Origin of the sequence: Rhodococcus sp. ARC_M5 (genome assembly GCF_022810405.1) — a bacterium.
Lineage (GTDB): Bacteria > Actinomycetota > Actinomycetes > Mycobacteriales > Mycobacteriaceae > Rhodococcoides > Rhodococcoides navarretei.
Map to the genome: position 1 here is coordinate 293762 of NZ_JALGQE010000003.1, position 15288 is coordinate 309049.

A 15288-nucleotide genomic window follows, 5' to 3' on the forward strand; every position below is an offset into this window, starting at 1 on the left:
GACAGGAGAGAGTCATGGGCTTCGCAGACAATCTGAAGGGCATCGTCGACAAGGGCAAGGACCTTGCGGCCGAGAACTCGGACAAGATCGACGACGTGGTGGAGAAGGCCGGGGACTTCATCGACAACAAGACCGGCGGCAAGTATGCCGACAAGATCGACAAGGTGCAGGAAGCCGCCAAGAAGGCAATCCCGGACAAGTAGGACCTATCGGGCGTCCGACGTGAGTGTCGGTGCCGTCGGCCGCGCCACGGGGTGCGGCTGGCGGCACAATCGTCGGTGTGGACGGACCGATTCTTCTTCTCGTAGTCATCTTCGCGATCGCGGTCGCCGGTTTCGCCAAGCGCCTGGACCTTCAGGTTCCGCTCGTGTTGGTCACCGTCGGATCCATCGCCTCGTTCGTTCCCGGAGTGCCGCACGTCAGCCTCTCGCCCGAGCTGATCCTCGGCGTCGTACTCCCGCCGCTGCTGTACTCCGCCGCGCTCGACCACTCGTTCGTCACCTTCCGGCGCAACCTCGGCCAGATTCTGCGACTGGGTCTGGTCATGGTGATCGTGACGACGCTGGTCGTCGGCTGGTTCGCCAATCTGCTGATCCCGGAACTCACTCTCGGCGCGGCCCTGGTCCTCGGCGCGGTCGTCGCCCCGCCCGACGCGGTGTCCGCGACCGCGGTCGGCCGCAAGCTCGGCTTGCCCGCGCGGATGATGGCCATCCTCACCGGCGAGAGCCTGGTGAACGACGCGGCCGCGCTGACCCTGTTCACCTTGGCCGTTGCGTCGGTGACGGGCAGTCGGATCGAACTGGGCTCGCCGGTGCTGTTCTTCCTGTACGAGATCGTGGGTGGCGTGCTGGTGGGGTTGATCCTCGCTCGCATCGTGCGGTTCGTCCGCAATCGCATCGCGGACTCGGCGCTGGAAACCGTGCTCGGTCTGGTGCTGCCGTTCACGGCGTATCTGGCAGCCGAGGAGATACACGCGTCCGGCGTACTCGCCGTCGTCACCGCTGGTTTCGTGCTGGGCCGTGTCACTGCCGACGTGTCGGTCTCCACTCGGGTCCAGGAACGACAGGTGTGGCCGACGCTCGATCTGCTGCTCGAAGCATTCGTGTTCGCCTACATGGGTTTACAACTGAAGTTCGTCATCGAGGAGGTTCAGCGGGAGGGGCTTCCGGTCCACCATGTGTTCGCCTATGCGGTGCTGGTCCTCGTCGCGGTCGTTGTTGTCCGGCCGGCGTGGATCTTCGTCAATTCCGGTCGAGACGTGGTGCTTCGCAAGCTGTTTCGTCGATCATCGCCGGCTGAGGCGGGTCTGACGTGGCAGCAGAACCTGGTGCTCTCGTGGGCCGGGATGCGCGGGGTGGTGACGCTCGCTGCGGCGGCCGGTGTGCCGCTGACCACGGTGGTCGGAGACGAATTCCCCGGGCGGGCAGTGATTCAGGCCGTGGCGTTCGTCGTCGCGGTCGGTACGTTGCTGCTGCAGGGGCTGACGCTTCCGCTGTTGATCCGCCGGCTCGACGTCGCAGATCCACTCGAGCAGCAGCGCAACGACAATCAGCGTCTGCTCTCACAGGCCATTGCCCGGACGGCGGCGGAGGACTACCTCCAGCGCGCGGCGAAGGAGGGAATCGCCGGAGTGGACGGCGAGCGCATCGACGAGGTGATCGAGCGCGTCCGACGCTCGGTGCGCGCTCGGTTGGATGCCGACGAGACCGAGGACCGCGAGAAGCGGATCGCGGCGGCCGGAGCGCTGTTCGACACCCTGCGACACAACGTCCTGGTCGCGCAGCGGGCGGCCCTCATCGCAGCCCGCGACTCGGGGGAGCTGGAGGACGAAGCTCTGCGGGCAGTGTTGAATGGCTTGGACGTGGAAGAAATTGCGGCCGAGGCTCGCATCGCACGACGCACACCGTAGACGACGCACTATGTAGGAGCGCAGAGACAGTGAGGTCGACCGGGCTGGTCGCCGCCGCGGCGCTGGTGTTCGCCCTTGCCGCGTGCAGCACTCCTGCTGCCGATCCTGTCGAACCCGGCTCCACGACCACCGAGACCGCGGCACCCGAAGGGCTCGAACGCGGGGAGATCGTCTCGTCGACGTTGCTCGGTCAGGTCGACATCGGTGTGGCCTACCTCGGCGGAACGGCCACGAAGATCGTCTACCGCACCACCGACGGGGTGAGCGGCGGCGGTACCGAGACGTCGGGAACGGTGTTCGTGCCAAGGGGTTCTGCGCCCCCGGGTGGTTGGCCGATCGTCTCGGTGGGACACGGCACCACCGGTGTCACCGACGAATGCGCGCCCTCGCTCTACCCGAACCTGTTGGGCACCATCGGATTGGTGACCCCGTTCCTCGAACGCGGCACAGTGGTCGTGGTGACCGACTATCAGGGTCTCGGCACACCGGGGGATCCGGCCTACCTCGACCGCGACGCCGCGGCCTACGACATCATCGACGCCGTGCGTGCGGCCCGCAACGTGGTTCCCGAGGTCGGCACCAGGTGGGGCGCAGTGGGTACCTCTCAAGGCGGACAAGCAGTCTGGGCTGCTGCCGAGCGCAACGCGGACTACGGGGACGGTCTGCAACTGGTCGGTGCTGCTGCGCTCTCGCCCACGGCCGATCTGAGTCGATTCTTCGCTCCCGAGACCGAACAGACCCTGTCGCGTCAGCTGCTGGTGCCGTACCTGTACGAGGGCCTGCGCATCGCGAATCCGAGTGCCGAACGTTCGGACTACATTCGCGGCAGTTTCGCGGACAACGTGACCGCGTTGACCGCCTGCAGTGATCTGCTCGGCTTCTCCAAGGCCGACGCCGGCGCCGTCCTCGATCCGGCGGACGCCGTCCCGGCCCCCGAGGAAGCCGCGGACCGGATGACGGACTGGCTCGAATCGGTGGCCCTGCCCACCTCCGGCACCGAGGTGCCGATGTTCGTGTTGGTCGGCGAGCGCGACGACCTGGTCGATCCGCGGTGGACCCGCGACGCGGTGGACGCGGCCTGCGGACTCGGCGACGACATCGAGTTTCGCTCCGAACCGCAGCAGGGCCATGCCGAGTTGGCCGCCAACGCGATCGGCGTCGACTGGCTCGTCGAACGCTTCCTGAACACGCCGACGTCCAGCACGTGCACTCGATGACCGCGGCGCTGGCGTGGATGGCGGTGATCGTGGCGCTCATCGTCACGGTGATCGCTCTGATCAGCCTGCGTGGTCGACGTGATCTGACCACGCCCGCCGAACGGGCCGTGCACTCAACACTGCACACCGCCTCGCTGGCGGCCAAGCCACTGCGCGACGGACTCGACGCCCGGTCGGCAGCCGTTGCTGCGCCGCACCTGCGCGTGCTGACGGGTGCCGACGCGCTGGGCATCTGCGATCCCGACGGTTCGCTGCTGGCCTGGGACGGGCCGTGGGACGAGCTGACACCGGCCTTCGTCGAGGCGGCGAAGCGGGCGGTGGACGGGCAGCGGCGCGTCCTGGTGCGTCTGCCGCTCGGTTCGATTCACGAGGTCAAGGCGCTGGTGGTGCAGCCCATGGTCGTCGACGAGTCCCCGGTGGTCGGGGTGCTGGGTGCCGCTGTCGTCGCCGAGCCGGGTCCGGGCATGCTCGGGGCCATCGCCGAGGTCGCGCGCTACGCCTGTGGTCAGATCGAGCTCGCCGAACTCGACGCCTCGCGCGCACGCTTGGACCGCGCCGAGGTGCGGGCGCTGCGCGCGCAGATCAGCCCGCACTTCATCTACAACGCACTCGGCACGATCGCGTCGTTCGTCCGCACCGACCCGGATCGGGCGCGGGAGCTGGTGCTCGAGTTCGCCGACTTCACCCGCTACTCGTTCCGCAACGCAGGCGAGTTCACGGTCCTCGCGGACGAGCTGCGCAACATCGACCGGTACCTGACACTCGAACGTGCCCGCTTCGGCGACTCTCTGCAGGTCACGCTGCAGGTCGCTCCCGAGGTCTTGGGCGTCGCACTGCCGTTCCTCGCGCTGCAGCCGCTCGTCGAGAACGCCGTCCGGCACGGCCTGTCCGGTAAGGCCGACGGCGGCCGCGTGACGATCATCGCGGCCGACGAGGGCACGGACGCAGTGATCAGTATCGAGGACGACGGTGTGGGGATGGATCCCGACGTGTTGCGCTCGGGAAGTCTGCATACCGAGGACGCGGCCCATGTCGGATTGGCGAACGTGGACGATCGGCTGCGGGCGGCCTTCGGAAACGACTACGGTCTCGTCGTGGACACCGCACCGGGCGCAGGCACCAAAGTGAGCATGCGGGTGCCCAAATTCAGGCCGGGTGTGCGGGCATGACGCAGGCAGCGAACGCCACTTCCGGCCGAGGACTGACCGTTCTCGCCGTCGACGACGAGCGCCCGGCACTGGACGAACTCGCCTTTCTGCTGCGCCAGCAGGAAGCCGTCGCCGAGGTGTTCACAGCGCAGGACGCCACGACTGCCCTGCGGCAGCTCCAACAGACCTCGGCGCAGGCAGTGGTGGACGCGGTATTCCTCGACATCAACATGCCAGGACTCGACGGCCTCGAACTGGCCGGCATCCTGTCGGCCTTCGCGCGGCCACCTGCGGTCGTGTTCGTCACCGCCCACGACGACCGAGCGCTCGCTGCTTTCGACCTCGGTGCCGTCGACTATCTGCTCAAGCCGTTGCGAGAGGATCGTCTCGCCGAGGCACTGCGCCGGGTGTTGCTCGCGCGCCGTCGACCGGCCGAGTCCGCGGACACCTCGGCCGACGAGGTCATTCCCGTCGAACTCGGCGGTACCACGACGTTGGTGCATCGGTCGTCGGTCGCCTGGGTGGAGGCCGACGGTGACTACGCGAGACTGCACACCTCCAACGGCTCGCATCTGGTGCGCATACCGATCTCTGCTCTCGAAAGTCGCTGGGCCGAGGCCGGATTCCTGCGCGTGCACCGCTCCTACCTGGTCTCGCTACGGTTGGTCACGGGGATCCGAAGCGTCGGTTCGGGTCTGGTGGTGTGCCTGCGGGCCAGCGGAAACCTGGCAGCCTGTGAACTGCCGGTGAGCCGTAGGCACGCCAGAGAACTCAAGGACCGGCTGGTCCGCGGTCCGTTGCAATCGTGGTCGTCCAGGTGACGAGGAGTACGCAGTGAGCCAGCCACACCGGCAGCGGGTGGTGCTCTCGCAACGTCGCGGCGCACGGATGGTGCGCACCCGCGTCGAGGTGCAGGAGCAAACCGAGGTCGGCGACGCCCTGGTCCGTAGCCTGGTTCGTGCACAACTGCTGCTGTCGGTGCGCCTGGCGGTGATGACGCTGTCGATCCTGTTCGCAATTCCCCTTCTGGGGCTGGGTCTGGCACGTGTGACCGACGTTCAGCTGCTCGGCATCGGGCTGCAGTGGATCGTGCTGGGGGTAGCGATCTATCCGATGCTGTTCGGCGTCGGCTGGATGTACACACGTCGAGCCGAACGCAACGAGCACGACTTCATCGTCCTGATGGACGATTGACGCGATCGACGATCAGATAGCGTTCACAGTCATGTACAGGCCGAGGGCCAGCAGTACCGCGATCAGGACCATGTCGCTGTACTCGACGAACCGGTCGACGACGGTGCTCATGGGTCGTCGGGCACGGTCGCGGAAGACGAGCAGCGCGACGGCAGGTGCAGCGACGCCCAGGCTCGATACGACCACGAACACCACCGTGGCGGCGATCTGGGCGGCCACTACCGAGGACGCGTCGACGATCACCGCCACGGCCGAGAGCGCGATGACGGCACTTTTCGGATTCACCGACCCGAGCAAGAACGCAGTGACGAAAGCCTTGGCCCCGCTGAGGTTGCGGGCCGTTCCGACCCACCTCGGTTCTTCCTGCGTCGGGCCGTTCCGCACCCGCGCGACCAGCTTGCGGATGCCGAGAAGGAGCAGCACGAGACCGAGAGCGACTCTCAGCCAGCGCACCCAGCCGGACGAGTCCGACGCCAGGACCGCAGTGTCCATGACCACCAACCCTGCGGCGGTGACGGCCGCGACGCCTGTCAGCCATCCGGCAGTGAATCGAGCGAGCACGGAACCGGTGTTCAGAGAGCCGAGGCCGGCCGCCACCGCAGCGGTGGGCAGATGCGCGAACACAGCGCCTGCCGCGAACGGCAGACATGCGGCGACGGCCGTCGATACCGTCATCGGGTCACGCTCGGCACGTGCATCGACTCAGTGTCCCACCCCGACTCCGATCACCACATGAGTTTCGGTGCTCGGAGCCACGATCAGGAGATCGGCGTCCAGTGAACCAATCCATCCCGATCGCGACGGTGATCGCGCTGCTCGCCGCAGCTGTGGCTACCGTCGGCATCGGTGTCTACGGAGTTCGGTTGGCCCGCACCACCTCCGACTTTCTGGTGGCCTCCCGCTCCGTCGGACCACGCTGGAATGCCGCGGCCATCAGCGGTGAATATCTTTCTGCTGCATCGTTTCTCGGGGTCGCGGGGCTCATCGCGAAGTATGGAGCCGATGCGCTGTGGTACCCGGTCGGCTTCACGGCCGGGTACCTGGGTCTGCTGCTGTTCGTCGCGGCACCGCTGCGGCGGAGCGGTGCGTACACGGTGCCCGACTTCGTCGAATTTCGGCTCGGCGCACCGTGGTTGCGGACCGTGGCGATGCTGGTGGTGGTGGTCATCTGCGCGCTGTACCTGGTGCCGCAGTTCCAGGGCGCGGGCCTGACTCTGAACATTCTGCTCGGCGTTCCCGGTTGGGTAGGGGCCCTGGCCGTGGGGTTGATCGTCATCGCGAACGTCGTCGGCGGCGGAATGCGCTCCATCACCTTCGTCCAGGCGTTCCAGTACTGGCTCAAGCTCACTGCGATCGCCATTCCGGCTCTGGTGCTGGCCGTGCACTTCTTCGCCGACGACCGAAGCGTCGGCAGCCCGGCCCCACCCACGGTGACCGAACAGACCGTCGTCGACATCACGACCGATGTTCTCGTGCAGGTCGACTCGCCGATCGTGGTGTCCGTGACAGGAACCTTGGACGAGCAGAGCGTTGACGGACGTGTGAATCTCGACGCCGGCGAACACCGGCTCGGGTCCGGGACGCTGCTCACCCTGGACGCAGGTTCCCCGGTGCCGGTGGTCGCCGGCGCGCCGACCACCGACCGCGCCTGGGCGATGCCGGGCGGGGGACTGGGCGGGGCACACCCGCTCTACCAGGTGTACTCGCTGATCCTGGCCACGTTCCTCGGCACCCTCGGGCTGCCGCACGTGCTGGTGCGGTTCTACACCAACCCGGACGGCCGAGCGGCGCGACTGACCTCGCTCACCGTGCTGGCGCTGCTCGGCATGTTCTACCTGTTCCCGACGGTCCTCGGCGTCTTCGCCCGGCTGTACGTACCGCAACTGCTGATCACCGGAGCATCGGACGCCGCCGTCCTGCTGTTGCCCGGCTCGGTACTGTCCGGCATTCCGGGCCAGCTGCTCGCCGCACTGGTGGCCGCAGGTGCCATCGCAGCTTTCCTGTCGACCTCCTCGGGTCTGCTGGTCAGCATCGCAGGCGTGCTCAGCACCGACGTCCTCTCGGGCAAGGTCCGAGACTTTCGGGTCGCTGCGATACTCGCCGGCGCGGTACCGCTGGCACTGTCCATCGGCGTTGTCTCACTCGACCTTTCGCGCACCGTCGGGCTCGTCTTCGCCGTCGCGGCATCCACCCTGTGTCCACTACTGGTGCTGGGCATCTGGTGGCGGGGGCTCACCGCAGCGGGAGCGGCAACCGGACTGCTGCTCGGTGGCGGCATCTCACTCGTCGCCGCATCGATCTCCGTCGTCACCCCCATCTCCGACGGCGTCCTCGGCGGCTGGGCGGCAGCGATCCTCGGTTACCCCGCCGCAGTCAGCGTGCCGATCGCCTTCGCCTCGATGATCGCCGTCAGCCTGGCCACCCGAAAAACGATCCCGTCGGACATCTCCCGCATCTTCGCGCGACTGCACCTCCCCGAAGGCCTCGACATGGGCAAAGATCGCGAGCGCGAACTCTGAAACACCTGGGTCATTCCGCAGGCTCCACTCCTGACCGACTGGGTCATTCCGCAGGCTCCACTCCTGACCGACTGGGTCATTCCGCAGGCTCCACTCCCGCAGGGCCGCTCAACTGCCATTCTCGACCGCTCGTCGCACACTCCCGCAGCCCATCGTGTGATCGACACCACCTCCTGATTTTGTGACCTGACTCTCACTACTGTTCCGAGTCAGCTACAGCTCACATCTACTTCAGGAGTCCAAGGTGACCGCACCGGAAACCAATTCGCCACCGGACGCGCAAGCGTTCGTCGACATGCAGGCCAGTCCCGAGTTCCAGGAACTCAGGCGTCGCCTGCGTAGCTTCGTGTTCCCGATGGCCGGGTTCTTCCTGGTCTGGTACGTCATCTACGTGCTGCTGAGCACCTACGCCGTGGACTTCATGTCCACCAAGGTGTGGGGCAACATCAACGTCGGTCTGCTGCTCGGCCTCGGCCAGTTCGTCACGACATTCGCCATCACCGGCATCTACGTGAAGTTCGCCAACCGTGAACTCGATCCTCGCGCCGCAGCCCTGCGCGCCGAGATGGAAGCCTCCCAGGGAGCGAAGTCGTGAACATTCTTGCCCAGGCCGCCGACACCACCGTCGGTGAACCACTCGTCAACATCGCGATCTTCGGCGCGTTCGTCATCATCACGATGGCCGTCGTCATTCGCGCCTCGAAGAAGAACGCGACCTCCGCGGAGTTCTTCACTGCAGGCGGCGGGTTCTCCGGACCGCAGAACGGCGTCGCCATCGCCGGTGACTACCTCTCGGCGGCAAGCTTCCTCGGTATCGCCGGTGCCATCGCCGTCTACGGCTACGACGGCTTCCTGTACTCCATCGGCTTCCTCGTCGCCTGGTTGGTTGCGCTGTTGCTCGTCGCCGAATTGCTCAGGAACACCGGTAAATTCACGATGGCGGACGTGCTGAGCTTCCGGCTCAAGCAGGGTCCGGTTCGTACCGCGGCCGCTCTGTCCACCTTGACGGTCTCGCTGTTCTATCTGCTCGCGCAGATGGCCGGAGCCGGCGGACTCGTCGCACTGCTGCTCGACATCTCCGACCGCACCGGGCAGTCCATCGTCATCGCCATCGTCGGCGTGCTGATGATCGCGTACGTGCTCATCGGCGGCATGAAGGGCACCACCTGGGTCCAGATCATCAAGGCCGTTCTGCTCATCGCCGGTGCCGCGTTCATGACCGTGCTCGTGCTCGCCAAGTTCGGCCTGAACTTCTCCGAGCTGCTCGGCAGCGCGCAGGCCATGGTCGCCGGATCGGCAAGCGAGGCGGTCGCTGCCCGTGACGTCATCGAGCCCGGTGCTCAGTACGGCGGCAGTGCCACCTCGAAGATCAACTTCCTCTCGCTCGGTATCGCACTCGTCCTCGGTACCGCGGGTCTGCCGCACGTGCTGATGCGCTTCTACACCGTTCCCACCGCGAAGGAAGCTCGTCGCAGCGTCGTGTGGGCCATCGCGCTCATCGGTGCGTTCTACCTGTTCACCCTCGTGCTCGGCTACGGAGCCGCAGCGATCGTCGGACCCGACCGCATCCTTGCCTCGGCCGGCGGTCAGAACTCCGCTGCTCCGCTGTTGGCCTTCGAGCTCGGCGGCGTGATTCTGCTCGGTGTCATCTCGGCGGTCGCCTTCGCGACCATCCTGGCCGTCGTCGCCGGATTGACGATCACCGCCTCGGCGTCGTTCGCTCACGACATCTATGCGAGCGTCATCAAGAAGGGCAAGGTGGACGACAAGAAGCAGGTCAAGGTCTCGCGCATCACGGCCGTCGTCATCGGTCTGCTGGCCATCGGCCTCGGCATTCTCGCCAACGGGCAGAACATCGCCTTCCTGGTGGCACTCGCCTTCGCTGTCGCCGCAGCTGCGAACCTGCCGACCATCCTGTACTCGCTGTTCTGGCGTCGCTTCACCACCACGGGCGCGCTGTTCAGCATGTACGGCGGCCTGATCTCGACCATCGTGCTGATCATCTTCTCCCCGGCCGTCTCCGGATCGCCGACGTCGATGATTCCCGGCTCGGACTTCGCCTGGTTCCCGCTCTCCAACCCCGGCATCGTCTCGATTCCGTTGGCATTCATCCTCGGCATCGTCGGAACACTGATCTCGAAGGACACCGAGAACACCGACAAGCAGGCCGAAATGGAGGTTCGCTCTCTCACCGGTATCGGTGCGGAGAAGGCCAGCGCTCACTAGTCGACCGCAGCTCCACCGAAAATGTCCGTGTGAGGAAGCCCTCACACGGACATTTTTCGTACAGCGGTTACCATCCCTGCTGTGGCCAAGCTGAAGGTTTCCCTCGACGTCCCGCTGACCCCCGAGCAGACGTGGGCGCACGCGTCCGATCTGTCCGGCTACGAGCAGTGGCTCTCCATCCACGAAGCGTGGCGCGGTGAGCTGCCCGAGCAGCTGGCCGTCGGCACCACCCTGGACTCCATCGCCAGCGTGAAGGGCATGCGCAACCGGGTGTCCTGGAAGATCGAGTCCTACGATCCGCCCAAGAAGCTCGAGCTCAAGGGAAACGGTAAGGGCGGAGTCAAGATCGGCCTCGATCTCACCGTGAAATCCAAGGGCGACGGTTCCGAGATCACCATCGACGTCAACCTCGGCGGTGCGCCACTGTTCGGCCCGATCGGCTCCGGCGTCGCACGCGCACTCAAGGGCGACATCGAGAACTCGCTGAAGACGTTCGTCAAGATCTACGCCTGACGGTGTAGGAGTGGAGATGCATGCCCGGTAGGCACAGTGCGCCGTCGTCCGCGACGAGCAGCAGAGGGTTCGCCAAGTACGTCGTCGTCGCCGTAGTTCTGCTGCTCGTGGTCGGCGGCGGAGCGTTTGTCGCGCTGAAGGCCTTCGGGTCCGCCTGCGGCGACACGCAGTCCTACTCGCTGGCCGCTGATCCGGCGATCGCACCCGTGCTGGAGCAGATCGTCGACAACACCTCCGCCGAGGACCTGGGTTGTGCCGGTATCGAGGTCACCGCCACCGAGTCGGGTCAGGTCTCGGCCGCGGTGGCCAAGGGCGACGATGTTCCCTCGCTCTGGGTTCCTGATTCGTCGCTGTGGATCGGCAAGACCGTGCGGTCCACCGCGTCGTTGATCGACCTGGCGAGTCAGTCAATTGCCGGTACACCGGCCGTGCTCGCTGCCCGCAAGGACGAGGTGCCGTTCTTCGACACCTGGCTCACCGCATTGAAGCTCGAAGGCCTGCGTATCGGTAACCCATTGGCCAACACCACGTCCGACGCGGCCATCCTCGGAGCGGTGGCCGAGGCAGGATCGGACGAGGAGCTGCTCGACGCGGTCGGGTCGGCGCTCGTTCCCATCGCGCAGGCTCAGGCCGCCACCCGCGGCGAAGCCGATCCGACGGTACGGCTCGACGATCTGGTCGCCGACGGAGGCGTCGCGGTGGTCTCCGAGCAGGCCTTCCTGGCTTATCAGCAGGACACGGGCGTCGAACTGGGCGCGACGGTGCCGCCGACGGGCACCATTTCCCTGAACTTTCCGCTGGCGGTGACCGAACCCGCAGGCGATCGACACGAGACCGCGAAGTCCGTCGGGACGGCACTGGCCGCGGCCATCGAATCCGATCGAGGACAGCAGGCGTTGTCCGACGGCGGGTTCCGGTCCGCGGACATGGCCCCGCTGGACGCCGATCGTGGGATCGGGGACGTCACACCCCTGACGATCGCCGATCAGCAGGCCGCCGAGTCGACGTTGCGTCAGTACCAGGTGTTGGCGCTTCCGTCACGGACGCTGGTGATGGAGGACGTCTCGGGATCGATGAACTACAGCGCCGGGGCCGATTCACGTATCGCATTGACGGTGCAGGCCAGCGAAACCGGAAATCGGCTCTTCCCCGACAACGCGTCGATGGGGTTGTGGGCTTTCTCGATCGGACTCGGCGGCGAATCGCAGGACTACCGTGAGCTCGCACCGATCCGGCGAATGGACGAAAAGGTCGGCAACACCACGCAGCGTGAAGTGTTGCTGCAGCAGACTCGAACGCTTCCGACCCTGGTCGGAGGTGGTACCGGTCTCTACGACACCACGTTGGCAGCGTTCCGCTCCGTGCAGGAGGGCTACGACCCCGATGCCGTGAACAGCGTCATCATCCTCACCGACGGCACCAACGAGGACCCCGCCAGCATCTCGCTCGACGAGCTGCTGTCCACTCTCCGAGCCGAGCAGGACCCGTCCAAGCCGGTCGTCATCGTGACCATCGGCATCACCGACGACGCAGATGCCGGTGTGCTGCAACAGATCTCGGCCGCAACCGGTGGGACGAGCTTCGTCGCTCGAAATCCCGCCGAGATCCCCAACGTCTTCGTCAATGCGCTGAGAAGCCGTTCTGGTCGCTAACGACGGCATCGACCCGAAAGGTTCGCGACGACAACGAAATTCGCGGCAATCATGGGCTGTGTGCAGGTTTTCCGAACTGAAATATTCGAATAGTCGATTTCGGGCAACTATTTGCCGGCGTTGGGTCTAGCGTTCGAGATAGTTCGCAGCGGTCTTCAGACCACGGCAGGTTATTGACACTCCCGGTCGTCCTCTCCTCACCAGCGAACTTCGCTACTTTCTGACCGGAGGACACCCCGTGATACCCGATACTCTCACCACCGCCCAACACGACACCATCTACAACATCTTCTCGTTGGTCATTGCGTCGCAGCTCTTTGCTGCGTTGTTCATGATCGCCTGTCTCCCTAGGATTTTGCCCCGGTACAGGCAGGCCATGTGTGTTGCAGCCGTCGTCTGTGGCATCGCCGCGTACCACTACTTCCGAATCTTCAATTCGTTCAACGACTCGTTTCAGACCGACGCGGTCGGTGGACGCGGCACCTACAGCCAAGTTGTAGGAGAGGGGTTCAACGAGGGTTACCGATACGTCGACTGGCTGCTCACTGTGCCGTTGCTTCTCCTCGAGTTGGTCGCCGTACTGGCGCTCGCGCGCAAGCTTCAGACCAGTCTGCTGCTGCGGCTCATCCCCGCTGCGGCGTTGATGATTGCACTCGGATATCCTGGAGAACTGAGTGGGGACAACGGAATTCGAAACCTCTTCGGAACGCTGTCGTCCATTCCCTTCGTCTACATTCTCTACGTCCTGTTCGTAGAGGTCACGAAGTCCCTCGACAATCAACCGGAACAGGTGCGCAAGTCGATCGGTCAGCTCAGGCTTCTGCTGCTGATCACGTGGGGTGTGTACCCGATTGCATACCTGTTGCCGCAGTTGGGCATCGACGGTGCCGCGGCCTGGACCGGTAAGCAGATCGGTTACTCGATAGCCGACATTCTTGCGAAGGTTCTGTACGGTCTGATCATCTACCGAATTGCGCGGATCAAGTCCTTCGCTGACGATCCGACCTTCGCCGCGAGTGAACTGTCCACGAGTGAAGCCATGGAACTGGACCCGAGGCACGAGGAGGATCGACCGATTCCGAGAGGCGCCGCCTGAGTCATCTCAGCCAGTAGCGAGCCGGAGCCCGAGGTTGAGCTCCTGTACCGGTGACCCGCTATGGTATGCACCACACGCAGCGAGGCACTTCGATGCGCGGAGGATCCGGGGCCCCATCACGTCGGTGATGATGGGGATCGAAGCAGGGGGAGCCAGCGATGTCGGGACGTCACAGCGGTAGTAGTTCCGGGTTCGGCCGCGTGTGGACCTGGACGGTTCTCGCGCTCACTTCGGTGGTCTTCGTGGTCGGTGGCTGGTTCGGAGTGCAGGCAGTGCGCGCATCCGGCGCGAATTCCTGCGATTCGCTCGATACCGTGTCGCTGGCGGTGGACACCTCCATCGCCGAGCCGGTCGAGCAGATCCTTTCGCAGGCCGACGAGGTCGCCCGCGGTTGCGTGAACTTCGAGGTCCGGCCCGAGCGGCCCACGGACACCGCCACCGAAATCGCGGGAACCGATGACGATCGTCCGGACCTGTGGATACCAGATTCGACGCTGTGGCTGCTCAAGACGCTTCGCTCGACCGGTGCCCTGCCCGAGCTGGCGAAGACATCCGTCGCCAACACACTGCCGATCCTGGTGTCGAGTTCCGATGCGGTGCCGGTGACCGATACCTGGCTCAGTGTGCTTCAGCTTCCCGGTCAACGCATCGGTGACCCTCTGACCAGCAGTGCCTCCAATGCCGCGATTCTCGGTGCGCTGGCCGAATCCGAGGTGGCGATCTCGGACGCGAAGGCCGTATCGGCGGCACTGGTTCCGATGGCGCAGGATTTCGGGCGCATCGCGGACACTCCGCACGACACGCCGGATCTGGTGGCCCAGGTAGCCGCCGAGGGCGGTACCAGTGTGGCCACCGAACAGGCACTGCTGGCGTACGAAGCCGGAAATCCGGGATCGACTCTGACCGCATCGGTTCCGCCGACCGGAAGCTACTTCCTCAACTACCCGCTGGCGGTGACCGCTCCTGCCGGGCCCGAGTACGACCGCGTCAAGCAGGCAGGAACGGCACTGGGCTCCGTTCTCGCCACCGCCTCGGCCGCTGAGACCATGGTGGCAGCAGGCTTCCGAACGTCCAGTGGCACACCACTTCCCGAGGGCCGAGGCGTCGGGCCCGTCGCGTCGCTCGAGATCAAGAACCCGTTGTCGATCGAGACGACGCTGCGGGATTGGGCCGTGCTCGCGCTACCGCTCCGCACCCTCGTCGTCGAGGACGTGTCGGGTTCGATGGCCGCGAGATCGGGCGACTCGACGCGCATCGCGTTGACCGTCGATGCATCGGTCGGTGCCAACGATCTGTTCAGCGACCAGACCCAGATGGGTCTGTGGGCATTCTCCATCGGACTCGGTGGTGGAAAACAGGACTATCGAGAACTGGTACCGCTCGGCCCGGTGAGCAATACGTTCGACGGCAAGCCGCAGCGTCAGGCGATCCTCGACGCCATCCGGGGCCTGCCCAGCCTCGTCGGGGGCGGAACAGGGCTCTACGACACCACGTTGGCGGCGTTCCGGCGGGTGAAGGAGGGGTACGACCCCGACTACGTCAACAGCGTCATCATCCTGACCGACGGGGCCAACGAGGACGAGGGCAGCATCAGCCTCGACCAGCTGCTGGCGTCACTGCAGAAGGAACAGGATCCGGTGCGTCCCATCGTGATCATCACGGTCGGCGTCACCGGCGATGCAGATCCGGTTGCACTGCAGCAGATCTCGGCTGTCACCGGCGGTACGAGCTACGTGGCCGAGGATCCACGGGATATCCCGGAGGTGTTCGTGAAGGCGCTGAACTCGCGCACCGAACGCCTCGCGGGGGAGTAG

The 15288-nt window shown here is 65.5% G+C and carries 14 protein-coding genes; 13 read left to right on the top strand and 1 reads right to left on the bottom strand.

The genetic code is table 11. The features are described from left to right. Positions 1-14 precede the first annotated feature (14 nt). The 6 genes from MTX34_RS06920 to MTX34_RS06945 all read left to right on the top strand — a co-directional run bounded on the left by MTX34_RS06920 (position 15) and on the right by MTX34_RS06945 (position 5468). Positions 15-203 carry an antitoxin gene (locus MTX34_RS06920; protein WP_243593748.1) on the top strand — a complete coding sequence of 63 codons (189 nt, stop codon included), beginning with the start codon at positions 15-17 and terminating at the stop codon, positions 201-203. 77 nt (positions 204-280) lie between these two features. After that, entirely contained in the window at positions 281-1909 is a 1629-nt protein-coding gene (locus MTX34_RS06925; protein WP_243608876.1) for a Na+/H+ antiporter, read from the top strand. A gap of 29 nt (positions 1910-1938) precedes the next feature. After that, positions 1939-3126, top strand: a complete 1188-nt coding sequence (locus MTX34_RS06930) for a S9 family peptidase (RefSeq protein WP_243608877.1) — start codon at positions 1939-1941, stop codon at positions 3124-3126. Further along, a complete protein-coding gene (locus MTX34_RS06935) occupies positions 3123-4295 on the top strand; it encodes a sensor histidine kinase (protein ID WP_243593745.1) in 1173 nt (390 codons plus the stop codon). The genes MTX34_RS06930 and MTX34_RS06935 overlap by 4 nt, the downstream gene beginning before the upstream one ends. Next, positions 4292-5095: a LytTR family DNA-binding domain-containing protein gene (locus tag MTX34_RS06940; RefSeq protein ID WP_243608878.1), complete on the top strand. Its 804-nt coding sequence runs from the start codon at positions 4292-4294 to the stop codon at positions 5093-5095. Before MTX34_RS06935 ends, MTX34_RS06940 begins: the two co-directional genes overlap by 4 nt. 67 nt (positions 5096-5162) lie before the next feature. Further along, complete coding sequence (locus MTX34_RS06945; RefSeq protein ID WP_279393009.1) at positions 5163-5468, top strand: hypothetical protein; 306 nt, start codon at positions 5163-5165, stop codon at positions 5466-5468. A 12-nt stretch (positions 5469-5480) separates the two neighbouring features. On the opposite strand, the gene MTX34_RS06950 is transcribed toward MTX34_RS06945, so the two are convergent. Beyond that, a complete protein-coding gene (locus tag MTX34_RS06950) occupies positions 5481-6143 on the bottom strand; it encodes a GAP family protein (RefSeq protein ID WP_243608879.1) in 663 nt (220 codons plus the stop codon). A 101-nt stretch (positions 6144-6244) separates the two neighbouring features. Between MTX34_RS06950 and MTX34_RS06955 the strand changes: the two genes are divergently transcribed. The 7 genes from MTX34_RS06955 to MTX34_RS06985 all read left to right on the top strand — a co-directional run bounded on the left by MTX34_RS06955 (position 6245) and on the right by MTX34_RS06985 (position 15288). Next, the gene (locus tag MTX34_RS06955) at positions 6245-7987 is read left to right on the top strand and encodes a cation acetate symporter (RefSeq protein WP_243593741.1); all 1743 of its coding nucleotides are present in this window, start codon (positions 6245-6247) and stop codon (positions 7985-7987) included. 295 nt (positions 7988-8282) lie between these two features. Beyond that, complete coding sequence (locus tag MTX34_RS06960; protein WP_032378306.1) at positions 8283-8582, top strand: DUF485 domain-containing protein; 300 nt, start codon at positions 8283-8285, stop codon at positions 8580-8582. Next, positions 8579-10213, top strand: coding sequence for a cation acetate symporter (locus MTX34_RS06965; protein ID WP_243593740.1), 1635 nt, complete (start codon positions 8579-8581; stop codon positions 10211-10213). Before MTX34_RS06960 ends, MTX34_RS06965 begins: the two co-directional genes overlap by 4 nt. 81 nt (positions 10214-10294) lie before the next feature. Continuing rightward, the gene (locus MTX34_RS06970) at positions 10295-10726 is read left to right on the top strand and encodes an SRPBCC family protein (protein WP_243593739.1); all 432 of its coding nucleotides are present in this window, start codon (positions 10295-10297) and stop codon (positions 10724-10726) included. 20 nt (positions 10727-10746) lie between these two features. After that, positions 10747-12378: a substrate-binding and VWA domain-containing protein gene (locus MTX34_RS06975; RefSeq protein ID WP_243593738.1), complete on the top strand. Its 1632-nt coding sequence runs from the start codon at positions 10747-10749 to the stop codon at positions 12376-12378. 238 nt (positions 12379-12616) lie between these two features. Continuing rightward, positions 12617-13474 (top strand): bacteriorhodopsin-like, encoded by an 858-nt coding sequence (locus MTX34_RS06980; RefSeq protein ID WP_243608880.1) that lies wholly within the window; start codon positions 12617-12619, stop codon positions 13472-13474. Between the two features lie 158 nt (positions 13475-13632). Beyond that, positions 13633-15288 carry a VWA domain-containing protein gene (locus tag MTX34_RS06985; RefSeq protein WP_243608881.1) on the top strand — a complete coding sequence of 552 codons (1656 nt, stop codon included), beginning with the start codon at positions 13633-13635 and terminating at the stop codon, positions 15286-15288.